We start from the raw sequence: 14,400 nt of genomic DNA, 5'->3' as shown, positions 1-14,400 counted from the left end.
TAATCCGAGGTAACGGATGACCGGCAGGCAAGATCGAATGTCCGACTTGAGGGGAGCTTGTGCCTTATGTCGTCTCGGATCGTGGACATGCCGGAGGCCGCGCACACCGGCCTGGTCGTTCTCGACGGTGTCGGGCTCGGCGTCGCGGACGTCGTGCGCCTCGCCGACGGTGGAGCGCGGCCCGTCCCCGGGACCGAGGCCATGAAACGCGCCGAGGAGTCCTGGGACGCCGCCCGGCAGATCGCCGCGACCGGACGCGTCTACGGCCGCTCCACCGGCGTCGGCGCCAACCGGAACGAGGACGTGCCCACCGAGGCCGCCGCCGGACACGGCCTGCGCCTGCTGCGCAGCCACGCCGGCGGCATCGGCGACGAGCTCCCGGCCCGGCAGGTGCGGGCCATGCTCGCCGTCCGCGCCAATCAGCTGCTGGCCGGCGGCGCGGGCCTGCGCCCCTCCGTCGTCACGGCCCTGTGCGAGGCGCTGGAGAGCGGCGCGTACCCGGTCGTGAACGAGTTCGGCTCGGTCGGCACCGGCGACCTCGCCGCCCTCGCACAGGTCGGGCTCGCGCTGGCCGGCGAGCACCCGTGGCGCGGCTCCGGGCCCCCCGAACCGCAGGCCCTCGACAACAACGACGCCCTCGCGCTGATCAGCAGCAACGCCCTCACCCTCGGCCAGGCCGCCCTCGCCCTGCACGAACTGCGCGGACTGATCGGCGCCACCCAGGTCGTCGGCGCGCTGTCACTGCTCGCCGTCGACGGTTCGTACGAGGCGTACGCCGCCCCCGTGCACGCCGCCCGCCCGCACCGGGGCTCCTCCGAAGTCGCCCGCCGGATGCGGGAGTTGCTCGGTGCGGCGGACCGGCCGACCCCTCCCCTCGGGCGGATCCAGGACCCGTACGGCTTCCGCTGCCTCCCCCAGATCCACGGCCCGGCGCAGGACGCGGCGGACGCGCTGGAGGAGGTGCTGAACGTCGAGATCAACGCCGCCGCCGAGAACCCGCTGATCTCCCCCGAGGACATGACCGCCTACCACCACGGCGGCTTCTACCAGGCCCAACTCGCCCTGTCCCTGGACCACTTCAGGCTGGCACTCACACAGGTGGCGAGGCTGTCCACCTCCCGCCTGTCCACCCTCAACGAGCCCGCCTACACCCGCCTCAAGCCCTTCCTCGCCGACAACGAACCCGCCTCCTCCGGCGTGATGATCCTCGAGTACGCCGCCGCGGCCGCCCTCGGTGATCTGCGGGCCTTCTCCGCTCCCGCGTCGCTCGGCCACGCTGTACTCTCCCGGGGCGTCGAGGAGCAGGCCAGCTTCGCCTCGCTCGCCGCCCGGCAGACGCTGCGGGCGTGCGGCGCGTACCGTCTCGTGGTGGGCTGCGAACTCGTCGCCGCCGTACGGGCGTTGCGCCTGCGCGACCTCAGGCCCGACCCCGAGCTGCCGGTCGGCCGGGCGCTGGAACTGGCCGAGTCGGTGCTCGACGACGACTTGGCCGACCGGCCGCTCACGGACGACGTGACGGCCGCGACCGCACTGCTGGACCGGTTCACGGACATCTGGAGGGGCAGCGAGTCATGACCGCCGAGGGGAGTACGAGCGTGACCGACAGCCCGGCCGCACGGCTGCAGGCGCTCTTCGAGGGGCACCGGCTGACGCCGACCCAGCGGCGCATCGCGCACAGCATGGTGCGGCGGGCCGCCGAGGTGCCGTTCCTGTCCAGCGTGGAGCTGGCCGAGCTGGCCGGGGTCAGCCAGCCGTCGGTGACCCGGTTCGCGGTCGCCCTCGGCTTCGACGGCTACCCCGCGCTGCGCAAGCACCTGCGCGAGGTCGCGCCCGCCGAACAGACGGGGGCCTCGGCGTCGTACAACGAGTACCAGCAGGCCGTCGAGGCCGAGATCGAGAACCTGAAGCACCTGGCGGAGCTGCTGGCCGATCCCCGGCCGGTCGCGAGGGCGGGCAGGCTGCTGGCCGCGTCCCGCCCGCTGCCGGTGCTCGGGCTGCGGGCCGCGGCCTCCCAGGCGTACGGCTTCGCCTACTTCGCCGCCAAGGTCCATCCGGACGTCCGGCTGCTCAACGAGGGCGGCACGATGATCCACGACCGGATCGACGCGGCGGTCCGGGCCGGCGCGTCCACCCTGCTGTGCTTCGCGCTGCCGAGGCATCCGCGGGAGGTCGTGGACACGCTGGGCTACGCGAAGGAGGCGGGCCTGACGGTCGTCACGGTCGCCGACTCCGCGTTCGCGCCGGTCGCCAAGGTCTCCGACCTGCTGCTGCCCGCCGCCGTCGGCACCGGGCTCGCCTTCGACACCGCCTGCGCGCCGATGCTGCTGGGCCGGGTACTGCTGGAGGCGATGTGCGACGACCTGCCCGACGCCCAGGCCCGCCTGGAGGAGTTCGACGCGAAGGCTGCGGCGAAGGGGCTCTTCGTGGAGTGACAAGGGCTCTTCGTCGAGGGACGCGGTGAATCGACGCGACTCTTAGATTCGTCTCACGTTGTGCGGCTAACCTCCCGCTCGAACGAGCACTGTGTGGCAACGCGACGAGGAGGCGGGAAGTGTCACGCGGAGGTCAGGGGCTGGCTCGGGTGGCCGTCGTCGTACGGGCCGGAGCGGCGCCCATGTGGTGGCTGGGTGTGGTGGCGGCGGGCATCGGGATCCTGGTGCCGGGGCTGACGGGACGGCGGATCGGCGTGCTCGCCGGGGCCGCGCTGTTCATCGTGGGGATGGCCGTGGTGGCCTGGGGCCGGCGCAAGCGGTACGTCGCCCTCGCCCAGTCGGCCGCCCGCGCCGGCAAGCACGACGTACTCCAGGACCGGCACGTGACGGTACGGAACTGGCGGCGCGGGCACCGGTGGTGGCTGCTCCTCGCCTTCCTCGCCGCCCTCGGCAGCGCGTTCGCCGTACCGGTCGCCGGCGGGCTGCTGCTGGCCGGGTGCGGGGTCGGGCTGTGGCTGAAGGCGGCGTGGCTCGGGCGGCGCGAGCGGGCGGGCGACGCGTTGTTGTGGGTACGGGTGGACTGGCTGGGCGGGAATGGCGGGGGGCCGGCCGGCAAGGCCGTGAAGACCTACCGCAGCACGGGCATCGCGGCGGGCGACGCGGCCCCGGGTGGGGCGCGGCGCGCTGCGCTGGCTTGAGCGGTCTCTGGGAACTGCCGCGATGGGTCGTCGGGTCGCTGCGGCGCCGTCGTGGCTTGTCGCGCAGTTCCCCGCGCCCCTTCGGGGGCGCTGCCGAACCCGGCGCCCCATCGAAGGGTTACACCTCTAGGTCCTGCTCGATCTTCCTCAGCTGGTGGCGGGCCATCGCCAGGTTGGAGCGTTTGGCGTCCAGGACCAGGTAGAGGAAGAGGCCGTTGCCGCTGCGGCCGGTGAGTAGGCGGATCAGGTGGTACTGGTCGGTCAGCGTGATGAGGATGTCCTCTAGCTGACCCTTCAGGCCGAGGTGCTCCATCGTGCGCATCTTGGCGCGTACGACGTCGGTGTTGCCGGCGGCTGCCACGCCGAGGTCGAAGCTCTTGCTGCCGCCCAGCGTGCCGAGCGCCATGCCGGAGGTGTAGTCGACGAGCGCGACTCCGGTCGCGCCTTCTATGGACGTCAGGGCCTCTTTGAGTGAGGTCTCGGTGTTGGCCATGTCGGGGCTCCTCTCAACTTTCGGTGGTGGTGGGTGTGGTGCGGTTGGTGCGGGGAGTTCTGGTGCGGGTGGGCGGGGACTTGGGCGCGGCACCGTTCGCCGCCTTGGCCGGGGCCGGCCTGGTCTTGGGCCGGGCGTCGACGAGCTCTCCGATTCGGGTGGCCGCGCGGCGCCCCTCCAGGTGGAGGCGGCCGACGCTCACGTCGTCCCGGGCCAGCAGTGTCAGTACGGCGCTGCGGCCCGCCGCGTACGTCGCCACATAGCCCTGCACGCCGCGTACCAGCAGTTCGCGCAGCTCGCCCTGGCCGGTGACGTCCGTCATCCGTACGGCCACGCCCAGCGCGGCGGCGGTCAGGGCGGCGACGCTCTCGGGTTCGCAGCCGGGGGTGTCCGCGGCGATGACCAGGCCGTCGACACTGGCGGTGAGGGCGCCGGTGAGCTGCGGGATGCGGGTGGTGAGCCGGTGGAGTTCGTCGAGTATTGCCGGGTCGGCCGCCATCAGGGTTCTTCTCCTCGGTCGGTCAAAGGGCCTCCAGCGCATCCCTGACTCTCTTCAGCAAGGCGATGTCGGGATCGGGCGGTGGCGGCGGCAGCGGCTCGGCCGGTACGGAGGCCCGGGCGCCGTGTGCGGTGGTCGCGGTCACCAGCCCCGCCGCCGCCAACCGCCGTATGTCCACCAGCGTGTGGAACGCCGGGCGGCCCAGCTCCCGTGCGATGTCCGTCGCCGTCCGGATGCCGTCCACCCGGGTCAGGACCGCCCGCTGCCTGGGGGTGACGGGCGGGGCGTCCGCGGGGTCGGCCCTGATGAGGGGATCGGCGTCCGTCGAGGGATCGGGCCAGATGGCGTGCAGGAGGTCGCGCCGGCGGAGCGTCTCGTGTTCCACGGCGGCCACCGGGACCGGGCGGCCGGGGCCGGGCGAGGGCTCGGCCTCGTAACGGAAGCGGCCCGGTGTGCTGCTGGGGGACAGGGCGAAGTACGCGGCGTCGTAGAGCGCGAGGAGGTGGCAGATCTCTCGGGCGCCCTCGGCGGTGTCGGGCCGGGTGAGCAGCGCGTCGAGGCCGGGGGAGGACGGGCTCTCGGCGTGCACCACATGGCCCTCGGCGAGGTGGAGCGTGCCGCGTTCGCGCAGCAGGACGCCGGTGGCGCGCTCGTCGGCGAGTCGGCTGAGCATCGGCGACACGCCGCCCCTCGCACGCCGGTCGGCCGCCGTCCGGTCCCGTACCGGCAGCCGGGGCGGCGGTGTGGCCTGGGAGGTCCGCACGGTCGTCATCCCAGCACCAGCCGTCCGGCCATCTCACCGAGCCGGATCCGGGCCAGCGCGAGGTTGCCGTCCGCGCGGGCCAGCCACAGATGCAGGAACACGCTGCTGTCGAAGGACGTCCACACGAACCGCAGCACGTGGTAGCTGTCCCGGTTGCTGATGATCAGGTCCTCGATCGGGAGGTCCGCCTCATCGGCCTCGTCGCGCGGCGCGAACGCCCGGTGTTCGGCGGCCAGCCGGGCCAGCTCCGCCGTCTCCGCGGCGGTCGTGTCCGGGTCGCCGCCGGGAGACTCGCCGACCGAGCCCAGGGCCAGGCCGCTGGTCCAGTCGACCAGGGCGGCGCCCCGGGCGCCGGGCAGTCGCATGGCTTCCCGTAAGCACTCGTCGATTCCGGGCACCGTGGCTCCCCTCCCGCCTGGTGTTCGGCTGAGTGACGCCGAAACTACGCTCCGTGTGAGCGCCGGGTGAGGGTTCTGGCATTTTCCAGTGGAACATGCGGCGAGTGGCTAAGGTGGGTCAACTGACCCCTTTTTCCCGGCCGTTGAGCCGCTGTTCCGCCGGGATGCGTCAAGGGCGCCCGGGTGCGCGAAGAGTGGTGAGAGCAGCCGCGTGCGCCCCTCCCGATTCGGCCACGATCTCGTCCAGGCTCTGTGGCTCCCGCACCGTCGCGAAGGCGACACCCCCGGAGCCGTCCGGAGCGAAGCCGTAAATCCCGGGCCGGGCAAGGGAGTTGTACGCGTAGTGATGCGCGAAGTAGTACGCGCCCGTGTCCAGCGCCGCCGCATGGTCGCCCTGCTCCAGCAGGGGCAGCGCACGCCCCTCGGCGAGCAGGTCACCCGCGAAGCACGCCGGACCGGCCACGTCCTGCACCACCTCGGGCCCCTCCTTGGGCCGCCCCTTCCCGTCGTATGCCGCGATCCTGAGCGGCCACGACCCCGGCACATACACCGTCCGCGCCGCCACCTGCACGCCCGCGTGCGTGACCGCCACCCGCCGCCCGCCCGCGCTCTTGGCGTACTCGACCCGCGCCACCACCGTCCCGTGCTTGGCCAGCAACGACCGCCCGAACTCGGTCACCAGCCCGTACCGCCCGTCGAACAGCCCCGGCACCTCCTCCCGCAGCACACGCGCGTACTGCGCGTACGTCGGCGTGGTCGCGTCCGAGGCGAAGTTCACCGGCAGCCCGCCGCCGATGTCGATCGTGTCGATCTGCGGCCGCCCGATCCGCTGGTTGATCTCCTCGGCGAGCGCGAACGCCTCCGCCGTGCCCCGCGCCATCAGCGACAGTGGAATGCCCTGCGACCCGGTGTGCGCATGCAGCCGCGTCAGCCACGGGCGCACGGCATACGCCCGTACGACCCACTCCCGCGCCCCCTCGTCCCGCAGCGCCACCCCGAACTTCGAGGTCGCCGTCGCCGTGGACGTCGCCTCGATGGAACCCCCGCCGACCTGCGGATTCACTCGTATCCCCAGGGGCGAGCGGCTGATCGCGGACTTCATCAGCCCGTCGATACGGTCCAGCTCCTGCGGATTGTCCGCGTTGACGGCGATCCCCAGCGCCAGCGCCTCGCGCAGCTCGGCCGGGGTCTTCGCGGGCGAGTCCAGCACCGTCCGGTCCGGCGACAGCCCCGCCGCCCGCGCCAGCGCCAGCTCACCCGGGCTCGCGACTTCCGCGCCGATCCCCTCGTCCCGCAGCAGCCGGAGCACCGGCACCAGCGGGGTCGCCTTCACCGCGAAGGCGTGCAGCACCGGTGTCCCCGGCGCCACCACCGCGTCGAACGCGGCCCGCAGCTCGGCCGCCGACTCCCGGATGCCGGTGACGTCGAGAAGCCCGACGATGGGAGCGTCCGGGCCGAGCAGCCCCTGCTCCACGGCCGCGCGGACCGCGTCGTCGCGGCGGCCGGTCCGGTCGAGGCCGCTCTCGCGGTGGTCGGTGAGGTGGTCCATGGCATCCCCCGTCGTGTCGTTGCCCGTGTGCAGCAGCCTGTGTATCCAGCCAAACATCGGTGACCTACCCATGCTGACGCGACCATGTATTGACTAGTTCTATTCATGAAGTCAGGATGTGAATAACGACAGCAACAGTCCGCGTACATCCGCAGTACATCCGCTAGGAGGCAGCCCATGTCAGGACCCCGCCCCGTACGAGCCCCGCGCGGTACGGAACTGAGTGCCCTGGGATGGCAGCAGGAAGCCGCGCTGCGGATGCTGCAGAACAACCTCGACCCCGAGGTCGCCGAGCACCCCGACAAGCTCGTCGTCTACGGCGGCACGGGCAAGGCGGCGCGCGACTGGCGCTCCTTCGACGCGATGGTCCGCACGCTGCGGACCCTCAAACAGGACGAGACGATGCTCGTCCAGTCCGGCCGCCCCGTCGGCGTCATGCAGACCCACGAGTGGGCGCCGCGCGTCCTCATCGCCAACTCCAACCTCGTCGGCGACTGGGCCAACTGGGAGGAGTTCCGCCGCCTCGAGCAGCTCGGCCTGACCATGTACGGCCAGATGACCGCCGGCTCCTGGATCTACATCGGCACGCAGGGGATCCTCCAGGGCACCTACGAGACCTTCGCCGCCGTCGCCGCGAAGAAGTTCGGCGGGACGCTGGCGGGGACGATCACGCTGACCGCCGGGCTCGGTGGCATGGGCGGCGCCCAGCCGCTCGCCGTGACCATGAACGACGGCGTCGCCATCTGCGTCGACTGCGACCCGCGCGCCATCGAGCGGCGCATCGAGCACCGGTACCTCGACGTACGCGCCGACTCCCTGGAGCACGCCCTCCAGCTCGCCGTCGAGGCCCGTGACGCCCGGCGTCCGCTCTCCATCGGCCTGCTCGGCAACGCGGCGGAGCTGTTGCCGCGCATGCTCGCCGAGAGCGCCCCCATCGACATCGTGACGGACCAGACGTCCGCGCACGACCCGCTGGCTTACCTGCCGCTCGGCGTCGACTTCGACGACATGGCGTCCTACGCCGCGAAGGACCCCGCCGGGTTCACGACCCGTGCGCGTGAGTCCATGGCTCGTCATGTCGAGGCCATGGTCGGCTTCATGGACGCCGGCGCGGAGGTCTTCGACTACGGCAACTCGATCCGTGGCGAGGCCCAACTCGCCGGGTACGAGCGGGCGTTCGCCTTCCCCGGGTTCGTCCCCGCCTACATCCGCCCCCTCTTCTGCGAGGGCAAGGGCCCCTTCCGCTGGGCCGCGCTGTCCGGTGAGGCGTCCGACATCGCCAAGACCGACAAGGCGATCCTCGACCTCTTCCCCGAGAACGAGTCCCTTCACCGCTGGATCAAGATGGCCGGTGAGCGGGTCCACTTCCAGGGGCTGCCCGCGCGTATCTGCTGGCTCGGATACGGGGAGCGGGACAAGGCCGGTGAGCGGTTCAACGACATGGTGGCGAGCGGTGAGCTGGCCGCGCCGCTGGCGATCGGGCGGGATCACCTCGACAGCGGGTCCGTGGCGTCTCCGTACCGGGAGACCGAGGCCATGCTGGACGGCTCCGACGCGATCGCCGACTGGCCTCTGCTGAACGCGATGGTGAACGTGGCGTCCGGTGCGTCCTGGGTGTCCATTCACCATGGCGGTGGGGTCGGTATGGGGCGGTCGATCCACGCCGGTCAGGTCTCGGTCGCCGACGGCACGAGGCTCGCCGGCGAGAAGCTGCGGCGGGTGCTGACGAATGACCCCGGGATGGGGGTCATCCGGCATGTGGATGCCGGGTACGACATCGCGGAGTCGGCTGCGGATGAGCGGGGTGTGCGGGTGCCTATGCGCGAGGGTGACGACGCGTGACCCTTCCGGGAGATGAGCGGCGCGGCAACCGTCCGGCGGGGGCTCAGGTCTCGTCGCCGACTGCGGGTCCGGCTGTGCCCACCCGTTCCGCCCTGCGGAACGACTGCCCACAGCCTGGTGGCGGGGCTGCGGGCTCGCAGCCTGGCGGGGCTGCGGGAGAGCCTGGCCGGACCGGCGGCCCGCAGCCTGGCGGGGCTGCCTGGCAGCCTGTGCAGCCCGTACCGGCTGCCGGCTCCTTTCAGGAGATGTGGCGGGAGTTGCTTCCCATCGGGCGGCATTCCGGCTCCCACGGGTATCGCCGGTTCGCCTGGACCGGTGCTGATGGCGAGTGTCGGGAGTGGTTCCGGGGGCAGGCTGAGGCGCGTGGGTTGACGTATGAGGTCGACCGGAACGGTAATCAGTGGGCGTGGCTCGGGGATCCGGCTGAGGGGGACGCCGTCGTCACGGGATCGCATCTTGATTCCGTGCCCGATGGTGGGGCCTTTGACGGGCCGCTCGGGGTCGTGTCCTCGTTCGCCGCGCTCGATGAGCTGCGCCGGCGTGGCACCCGGTTCACCAAGCCTCTCGCCATCGTCAACTTCGGCGATGAGGAGGGCGCGCGGTTCGGGCTGGCCTGTGTCGGGTCGCGGCTGGCCGCCGGGCAGCTCACCGTCGAGCAGGCGCACCGGCTGACCGATGGGGACGGGGTGACGCTGCCGCGGGCCATGGAGGCCGCCGGGTACGACCCGGAGGCCATCGGGCCGGACCCCGAACGGCTCGCTCGTATCGGCGCGTTCGTCGAGCTGCATGTCGAGCAGGGGCGGGCGCTGGACCTCAGCGGCGATCGGGTCGGGATCGCCAGCGCCATCTGGCCGCACGGCCGGTGGCGGTTCGACTTCCGGGGAGAGGCCAACCACGCCGGGACCACGCGGCTTGTGGACCGGCGTGACCCCATGCTGTCGTACGCCGAGACCGTGCTCGCCGCCCGCAGGGAGGCTGAACTCGCCGGTGCCGTCGCCACCTTCGGAAAGATCGTGGTCGAGCCGAACGGGGTGAACGCGATTCCCTCGTTGGTGCGTGGCTGGCTCGACTCCCGTGCCGCCGACCAGGAGAGCCTGGACGCCGTGGTCGGCGGCGTCGAGAAGGCGGCCCGCGAATACGCCGACGCGCACGGCATCGACCTCGACGTCGTCCGGGAGTCCTTCACGCCCGTCGTCGAGTTCGACCACGCCCTGCGCGACGAACTCGGCCGCATCCTCGGCAAGGACACCGACTTGAAGGTGCCCGTGCTGGGTACCGGGGCCGGACACGACGCCGGGATCCTCTCCGGGACCATCCCGACCGCCATGCTGTTCGTGCGCAACCCCACGGGCGTCTCGCACTCCCCGGCCGAGTTCGCGGCCGAGGACGACTGCGTGGCCGGGGTGACCGCACTCGCCGACGTACTGGAAGGGCTGGCCCGCAGGTGACACCGAAGACCTACTGGCTGGAGCACGCCTGGCTCGACACCCACGTCGAGCCCGGCGTCGCGATCGACATGAATGACGGGCGGATCACCGCCGTCCGCCAGGGCGTCGACACCCCGCCCCCCGGCGCCGACATCCTCCGCGGACTCACCCTCCCCGGGCTCGCCAACGCCCACAGTCACGCCTTCCACCGTGCCCTGCGCGGCACCGTCCAGGTCGGCTCCGGCACCTTCTGGACCTGGCGCGAGGTCATGTACTCGTTCGCCGACCGGCTGACCCCGGACAGCTACCACGCACTGGCCCGTGCCGTGTATGCGGAGATGGCACTCGCCGGCATCACGTCCGTCGGTGAGTTCCACTACGTCCACCACGCTCCCGGCGGCACCCCCTACGCCGACCCCAACGCCATGGGCGAAGCCCTCATCGCGGCAGCCGCCGACGCCGGTATCCGGATCACCCTCCTCGACACCGCCTACTTCTCCTCCGGCTTCGGACAGCCCCCCAGCACCCACCAGCTCCGCTTCTCCGACGGCGGCGCGGACGCCTGGGCAGAACGCTGTTCAGTTCTCAAGGAGCGGGATCACGCGCGGATCGGTGCGGCGATTCACTCCGTACGGGCCGTGCCCGCCGACCAGTTGGCGACCGTGGCGCGGTGGGCTCAGGAGCGGCGGGCCCCGCTCCATGTGCACCTGTCCGAGCAGACTGCCGAGAACGACGCCTGCCGTCAGGCCCATGGGTGCACACCCACCCAGCTCCTCGCCGAGCACGGGGTCCTCGGGCCGCGCACCACCGGCGTGCACAACACCCACCTCACCGACGAGGACATCCGGCTCCTGGGCGCCGGCACCACCGGCACCTGCATGTGCCCGACCACCGAGCGGGACCTGGCCGACGGCATCGGGCCCGCCGCCGCCCTGCAGAAAGCCGGGTCCCCGCTCTGCCTCGGCTCCGACAGCCATGCCGTCATCGACCTGCTCGAAGAGGCACGCGCGATGGAACTGAACGAGCGGCTGCGCACCCGCACCCGCGGTCACTGGACGGCCGCCGCCCTGCTGCGCGCCGCCTCCGCCGACGGTCACGCGGCCCTCGGCTGGGGCGACGCGGGCACCATCGAGACGGGCGCTCTCGCCGACCTCACGACGATCGCCCTCGACTCGGTCAGAACGGCGGGGCCGCTGCCCAGGCTCGGCGCCGAGACAGCCGTATTCGCCGCGACGGCAGCGGACGTACGGCACACGATCGTCGGCGGGCGGCACGTCGTACGAGACGGGGCGCACGTCCTCGTACCCGATGTGCCGCAGGCTCTCGCGCGGGCAGTCGATGCCCTCCGCGCCTGACGGCCGCCGAACCCAGCACCCATGAGGACGCCATGAGCAGCAGCACCGCCATCACCAACATCGCCACGCTGGTCACCAACAACCCCTCCCTAGGTGACGGTTCTCCCCTCGGTCTGATCCAGGACGCGGCCGTCGTCATCGACGGCGACCGCATCGCGTGGACCGGTGAATCAAGCAAAGCACCCGCCACTGACAATCGGGTCGACGCCGGCGGCCGGGCCGTCCTCCCCGGCTTCGTCGACTCCCACTCCCACCTCGTCTTCGCGGGCGACCGGACCGCCGAGTTCAACGCCCGGATGTCCGGCCGGTCCTACAGCGCGGGCGGCATCCGTACGACCGTCGCCGCCACCCGCGCCGCTAGCGACGCGGAACTCGAGGCGAATCTGACCCGTTACCTCGACGAGGCCCTCCGCCAGGGCACCACCACCTTCGAGACCAAGTCGGGTTACGGCCTGACCGTCGAGGACGAGTCCCGCGCCCTGCGCATCGCCGCCGCGCACACGGACGAGGTCACCTTCCTCGGCGCCCACATCGTGTCCCCGGACCACGCCGACGACCCGGCCGCGTATGTCGCCCTGGTCACCGGCGAGATGCTCGACGCGTGTGCCCCGTACGCCCGTTGGATCGACGTCTTCTGCGAGAAGGGCGCCTTCGACGGCGACCAGGCCCGCACGATCCTCACGGCCGGCAAGGCGAAGGGCCTGCACCCGCGCGTCCACGCCAACCAGCTCTCCTACGGCCCCGGCGTCCAGCTCGCGGTCGAACTCGACGCCGCCAGCGCCGACCACTGCACCCACCTCACGGACGCGGACGTCGACGCCTTGGCCAGCAGCGCCACCGTCGCCACGCTGCTTCCCGGCGCCGAGTTCTCCACCCGCGCCGAGTGGCCGAACGCCCGCCGCCTCCTCGACGCGGGCGTCACCGTCGCGCTCTCCACCGACTGCAACCCGGGCTCGTCCTTCACCTCCTCCGTCCCCTTCTGCATCGCCCTCGCGGTACGGGACATGGGGATGACACCGGACGAGGCGGTCTGGTCGGCCACGGCGGGCGGCGCGGCAGCCCTCCGCCGCGACGACATCGGCCACCTGACCCCGGGCGCCCGGGCGGACCTCACCCTCCTCGACGCCCCGAGCCACGTCCACCTGGCCTACCGGCCGGGCGTGCCCCTGGTCACCGGCGTGTGGCGCAGAGGCGAGCGGCTGGTCTGAGGACCCTCCGCCTGTTCCTCGCCGTCACGCGCCCCCGAGCGACCGCCGTCACACGCCCCGCGTGCCCGCCGTCACCGCGCCCCCGCCCGCCACCGCTGCTCCGCGCCCCCGCTCACCGCCACCAGCTCCACACCCCCGTCGCCATCCGGCGTCACCGCCGTCTCGACCGCGATCGCCGGACGGATCACCCCGTCACCGCCCACCGCGAACTTCAAGTTCTGCCCGTTGCTCCTGTCCACGGACGCGCACTCCCAGATGCCGACGCCCCTGTCGGTGTCACCCCGGCTGTCCAGGCAGTACTCGGGGTCGGCGTACGACTGGACGACACCCCGCCCCGCGTCCACCCGCCACCGCTGCGTAGGGGACGCACCGCACGGGGCCGTGATGACATCCGTGCCCTTCTCCGTCTCTCCGTCGCGGATGTCCAGGCACAGCCCCGACGCCGAGTTCACCACCTGGGCGTACGCAGGGCCCGGCGGTTCATACGTCGGCGAGGGCGAAGGCGACTTCGGCGGCTTCGAACTCGGTGAAGAAGAGGGCGACGGGGACGGTGACTTCGAGGTCACCGAAGGGGAAGGAGACGGGCTCACCGGAACCGTCGCCGTGACCGTCACCGGCGGCGCACCCGGCGGTGTGGTGACCGACCCCGCCGCACCCACGGACGACGACCCGTCCGGCGACAACAGGTAGACCAACAGCGGCACCAAAGCCACGCCCAGTACCGCCGAGGCCAGCGCGAACCGGCGGGACTGAGGCCAAGTACCCGTAGCCGTACGGATGTTGCTTCGCGGCTCGCTCGTGTCGCTGAGGACGTACGCCGTCCCCGCCCACGGCAGCAGCCCCTCCGCCAGCGCCGTGCGCGGGGTGTCACGCAGCGCCGAGAGCTCCTCGAACGCGGCCGTGCAGTGCGGACAGTGGTCCATGTGGGCGTGCAGGTCGGCGCTGTCGCGTGGGCTGTCCGGCCGTACCGCCTCCTCGATGAGGCGGCGGAAGTCCGCGCAGCGCGGGTCGTCCGAGGCGGCGAGGCGGGTGCGCAGACAGGCCTGGGCCAGTTGCTGGAGGGCGGGGGCGGTGCCGTAGGTCACGTCGGCGCGGGTGAGGCCGAGCAGCGCGGCGGTGCGCTCGTCGGGTTCGCGCTCCACCACCGCGTACCAGATCAGGCCCTGCGTGCGGGAAGGGAGCGTCTGGAACGCCGAGAGCATCGAGGGGACCGGCGCGGCCGTGTTCAGCACCAGCAGCAGGCCCGCGTCCACTCCCGCCGCCCGCTCGTCCCCGGCCCACGACGCGGCGACCTGCCCGGCCAGCAGCAGAAGCCGGTGCCGCCAGGGCACGCCCGGGTCGGTGCCGCGTGCCGTCTCGCGGGCGGCGAGGGTGAAGGCCTGGGCGGCGAGTTGCCGGGCCGCCGACTCGCCGGTCGTGCAGAGGCGGGCGTAGGCGAGGACGGCAGGGCGGTGGCGTTCGCGCAGTTCCTGCAGCGCCGGGTACGCGGTCGGGGTGTCGGCGCGCAGCAGCTCGGTCAGCCGCGCGTCGGACGCCCCGGAGTGCACGCCGTTTCCTGTGTCGCCCTGCGCCATCCCTGGCCCCTCCTCGCCCCCCGCTCCTGACGTACCGGCCAGTTTGGGGTGCCCATAGTGATGGAGGGAGACCTTTGGGGAAAGACGTATCTCCGGGTAACCGAAATCAGCAACTGAAATGAGAAGCGGCAACGAGAAGCGCAACGAGAGGCGCCAACGAGA

At 72.2% G+C, this 14,400-nt stretch carries 13 protein-coding genes; 7 read left to right on the top strand and 6 right to left on the bottom strand.

What is annotated here, in order from left to right; genetic code table 11:
* Positions 1–66: 66 nt before the first annotated feature.
* The 3 genes from KCH48_RS22060 to KCH48_RS22050 all read left to right on the top strand — a co-directional run bounded on the left by KCH48_RS22060 (position 67) and on the right by KCH48_RS22050 (position 3,130).
* The gene (locus KCH48_RS22060) at positions 67–1,575 is read left to right on the top strand and encodes an aromatic amino acid ammonia-lyase (RefSeq protein WP_210576400.1); all 1,509 of its coding nucleotides are present in this window, start codon (positions 67–69) and stop codon (positions 1,573–1,575) included.
* Positions 1,572–2,432: a MurR/RpiR family transcriptional regulator gene (locus tag KCH48_RS22055; RefSeq protein ID WP_210576399.1), complete on the top strand. Its 861-nt coding sequence runs from the start codon at positions 1,572–1,574 to the stop codon at positions 2,430–2,432. Before KCH48_RS22060 ends, KCH48_RS22055 begins: the two co-directional genes overlap by 4 nt.
* A 119-nt stretch (positions 2,433–2,551) precedes the next feature.
* Positions 2,552–3,130, top strand: a complete 579-nt coding sequence (locus tag KCH48_RS22050) for a hypothetical protein (RefSeq protein WP_210576398.1) — start codon at positions 2,552–2,554, stop codon at positions 3,128–3,130.
* A gap of 118 nt (positions 3,131–3,248) precedes the next feature.
* Here the strand turns inward: KCH48_RS22050 and KCH48_RS22045 are convergent, their stop codons facing one another.
* From KCH48_RS22045 to KCH48_RS22025, 5 genes are all read right to left on the bottom strand, one after another.
* Positions 3,249–3,623, bottom strand: a complete 375-nt coding sequence (locus KCH48_RS22045) for a hypothetical protein (RefSeq protein WP_210576397.1) — start codon at positions 3,621–3,623, stop codon at positions 3,249–3,251.
* Positions 3,624–3,636: 13 nt separating this feature from the next.
* Entirely contained in the window at positions 3,637–4,122 is a 486-nt protein-coding gene (locus KCH48_RS22040) for a roadblock/LC7 domain-containing protein (RefSeq protein ID WP_210576396.1), read from the bottom strand.
* 22 nt (positions 4,123–4,144) lie between these two features.
* Positions 4,145–4,894: a transcriptional regulator gene (locus KCH48_RS22035; protein WP_210576395.1), complete on the bottom strand. Its 750-nt coding sequence runs from the start codon at positions 4,892–4,894 to the stop codon at positions 4,145–4,147.
* Positions 4,891–5,283: a hypothetical protein gene (locus KCH48_RS22030; RefSeq protein WP_210576394.1), complete on the bottom strand. Its 393-nt coding sequence runs from the start codon at positions 5,281–5,283 to the stop codon at positions 4,891–4,893. Before KCH48_RS22030 ends, KCH48_RS22035 begins: the two co-directional genes overlap by 4 nt.
* Before the next feature lie 169 nt (positions 5,284–5,452).
* Positions 5,453–6,832 carry a diaminopimelate decarboxylase gene (locus KCH48_RS22025; protein ID WP_210576565.1) on the bottom strand — a complete coding sequence of 460 codons (1,380 nt, stop codon included), beginning with the start codon at positions 6,830–6,832 and terminating at the stop codon, positions 5,453–5,455.
* A 177-nt stretch (positions 6,833–7,009) separates the two neighbouring features.
* Between KCH48_RS22025 and hutU the strand changes: the two genes are divergently transcribed.
* The 4 genes from hutU to hutI all read left to right on the top strand — a co-directional run bounded on the left by hutU (position 7,010) and on the right by hutI (position 12,664).
* The gene (gene hutU / locus KCH48_RS22020) at positions 7,010–8,674 is read left to right on the top strand and encodes a urocanate hydratase (RefSeq protein ID WP_210576393.1); all 1,665 of its coding nucleotides are present in this window, start codon (positions 7,010–7,012) and stop codon (positions 8,672–8,674) included.
* Positions 8,675–8,766: 92 nt separating this feature from the next.
* Positions 8,767–10,122: an allantoate amidohydrolase gene (locus KCH48_RS22015; RefSeq protein WP_374104703.1), complete on the top strand. Its 1,356-nt coding sequence runs from the start codon at positions 8,767–8,769 to the stop codon at positions 10,120–10,122.
* Positions 10,119–11,456 (top strand): formimidoylglutamate deiminase, encoded by a 1,338-nt coding sequence (locus tag KCH48_RS22010; RefSeq protein WP_210576392.1) that lies wholly within the window; start codon positions 10,119–10,121, stop codon positions 11,454–11,456. Before KCH48_RS22015 ends, KCH48_RS22010 begins: the two co-directional genes overlap by 4 nt.
* 32 nt (positions 11,457–11,488) lie before the next feature.
* On the top strand, positions 11,489–12,664 hold the full coding sequence (gene hutI, locus KCH48_RS22005) for an imidazolonepropionase (RefSeq protein ID WP_210576391.1): 1,176 nt from the start codon (positions 11,489–11,491) through the stop codon (positions 12,662–12,664).
* Between the two features lie 71 nt (positions 12,665–12,735).
* On the opposite strand, the gene KCH48_RS22000 is transcribed toward hutI, so the two are convergent.
* A complete protein-coding gene (locus tag KCH48_RS22000) occupies positions 12,736–14,238 on the bottom strand; it encodes an RICIN domain-containing protein (protein WP_210576390.1) in 1,503 nt (500 codons plus the stop codon).
* Positions 14,239–14,400 lie beyond the last annotated feature (162 nt).

Source organism: Streptomyces sp. GESEQ-4 (genome assembly GCF_017948455.1).
Taxonomy (GTDB): Bacteria; Actinomycetota; Actinomycetes; order Streptomycetales; family Streptomycetaceae; genus Streptomyces.
This window is presented reverse-complemented; position numbering and strand designations above follow the sequence as displayed.

Coding starts and splice junctions, on each gene's coding strand:
- KCH48_RS22060 (WP_210576400.1), top strand. CDS start 67: ATGTCGTCTCGGATCGTGGACATGCCGGAGGCCGCGCACACCGGCCTG.
- KCH48_RS22055 (WP_210576399.1), top strand. CDS start 1,572: ATGACCGCCGAGGGGAGTACGAGCGTGACCGACAGCCCGGCCGCACGG.
- KCH48_RS22045 (WP_210576397.1), bottom strand. CDS start 3,623: ATGGCCAACACCGAGACCTCACTCAAAGAGGCCCTGACGTCCATAGAA.
- KCH48_RS22040 (WP_210576396.1), bottom strand. CDS start 4,122: ATGGCGGCCGACCCGGCAATACTCGACGAACTCCACCGGCTCACCACC.
- KCH48_RS22035 (WP_210576395.1), bottom strand. CDS start 4,894: ATGACGACCGTGCGGACCTCCCAGGCCACACCGCCGCCCCGGCTGCCG.
- KCH48_RS22025 (WP_210576565.1), bottom strand. CDS start 6,832: ATGGACCACCTCACCGACCACCGCGAGAGCGGCCTCGACCGGACCGGC.
- hutU (WP_210576393.1), top strand. CDS start 7,010: ATGTCAGGACCCCGCCCCGTACGAGCCCCGCGCGGTACGGAACTGAGT.
- hutI (WP_210576391.1), top strand. CDS start 11,489: ATGAGCAGCAGCACCGCCATCACCAACATCGCCACGCTGGTCACCAAC.
- KCH48_RS22000 (WP_210576390.1), bottom strand. CDS start 14,238: ATGGCGCAGGGCGACACAGGAAACGGCGTGCACTCCGGGGCGTCCGAC.